This is a genomic window from Bradyrhizobium sp. 142 (genome assembly GCF_023074015.1).
Taxonomy (GTDB): domain Bacteria; phylum Pseudomonadota; class Alphaproteobacteria; order Rhizobiales; family Xanthobacteraceae; genus Bradyrhizobium.
The window spans coordinates 1-1,659 of sequence record NZ_JADPKQ010000142.1; the positions used below are offsets into that span (position 1 = coordinate 1).

At 61.8% G+C, this 1,659-nt stretch carries 2 pseudogenes; one reads left to right on the forward strand and one right to left on the reverse strand.

The features are described 5' to 3' along the window. Nucleotides 1–909: 909 nt before the first annotated feature. Nucleotides 910–1,146, reverse strand: a pseudogene (locus tag IVA82_RS14120) (IS256 family transposase); the annotation flags it as partial. Here IVA82_RS14120 and IVA82_RS14125 point away from each other — a divergent pair. After that, a pseudogene (locus tag IVA82_RS14125) lies at nt 1,144–1,659 on the forward strand (transposase); the annotation flags it as partial. The pseudogenes IVA82_RS14120 and IVA82_RS14125 overlap by 3 nt on opposite strands.

A 1,659-nucleotide genomic window follows, 5' to 3' on the forward strand; every position in this document is an offset into this window, starting at 1 on the left:
CCGGATTGAGCGCGAACGGCTTGTTTTGCGTCCGCGCCAGAGGTTCAGATGGTGGGCTCCGTCACGTCGGCTTCGGCTCCTTTGAGCGGCGCCGTCCGGGCTTCACCCTTTCCCGCCGCTCCCAAGGCCAGTGACCTGGATTTCCGCCGCATGGCCGGCTCGAGGTTTCCACATCCAAAACGTCTTTCCAGCGTTCGGGCCTTCAGCGAAACTCGTTCCGCCTACTATGCCGTCTGCTGACTTCTCCGTCGCGATCACGAACCTTGCGGCCCGCTCAGTCCGGTCTCCCGGACACGCCGGAGATCTCCCGAGGTAAGTTCGACCGCCTTCCCTGCACGCCCGCCGGATTTACCACCCCAGTCCTTGATGACTGTGGACTTTGCGATCATTGGCTCGCTCGTCCGGCTGGGTAGGCCTCGTTATCCGGTTCTTGTCCATCGGGCCGCAGGTTTGCTCCACGCTTCCTTCAAACCCCATCTCGCGATGACGCCCTTGCGCTTCGATAACCCTTCGCCGCCATCAGGCTGGGTAAAGGACTTCCACCTCCAAGCTGTCGAACATGCTCGGCACACCAAAAAAGGCTCCAGTCATCGGACTGGAGCCGTCACCTTCCTAAGCGCCTCCGACGTTTGGGGGGCCTGTGGGTGGTCGGAAGAGCGCTGTCATTCTGCGCTTCCTGTCGATCTAATCAACGTTTCGAACCGATGCATGCAAGCGCCAAAAGTCAGACGATTGCGCTGTCATCAAAGCGTCAAATACCGGACTTGTCATTTCAATCTACGAGACTTTAACTCTGACACTGAGAAAGAACAGGGTTGTGAAAAACAAGCCGAAGGGAGGTCGGCAGTGGAGAAGGTGCGACGCTTACGCGCGCGAGCTATCGCCAAATTTTGGTGACGGCCGGGCCGGTCAGGCGGCGGCGGTTATGGGCTGACGGTCGGTCGGCTTGGCGATGACCTCGATCCCGTCGTTGAATGTCACACCAAGAACGAGTTTTGGCAACTGGTGGTGGCCATCGAGACGGCGCCAGCTTTTCTGCGCGCCCTCGACGAGTTTGAAGACCATGGCGAGCGCGGTCCCGTTCGACAGACAACTCTTCGACCGGATGGTGCGGTGGCGCACGGTGGCGAAGGTGCTTTCGATCGGCACGTCCGTGAACTTGACCGGTTGGCGGAAGACCTGGCCCTGCTCGACCGCGAAATTGCGCAGGACGCCATGGACGATCCCGCGGTCAATAGATTGATGACAATCACCGGCGTCAATCTGGCGGTCGCCGCCGGGATCGTGGCGGCGATCGGCGACATCGGCCGGTTCAACAGCCCCCAGAAGCTGGTGAGCTATTTCGGGCTGAACCCGCGGGTGCGGCAGTCGGGACTGGGAGCTGCCCATCACGGTCGCATCAGCAAGATCGGCCGCAGTCACGCGCGCGCCATGCTGGTCGAGGCGGCCTGGGCGGCGGCCAAGGCGCCCGGTCCACTGCATGCTTTTTTCGTCCGCATCCGCGCCCGGCGCGGCCATCAGATCGCCGCGGTGGCCGTGGCTCGCAAGCTCACTGTGCTCTGCTGGCATTTGTTGACGAAGGGCGAAGATTACCTGTGGGCGCGCCCAGCCCTGGTGGCCAACAAGACCCGCGCAATGCAACTTCAAGCCGGACATCCG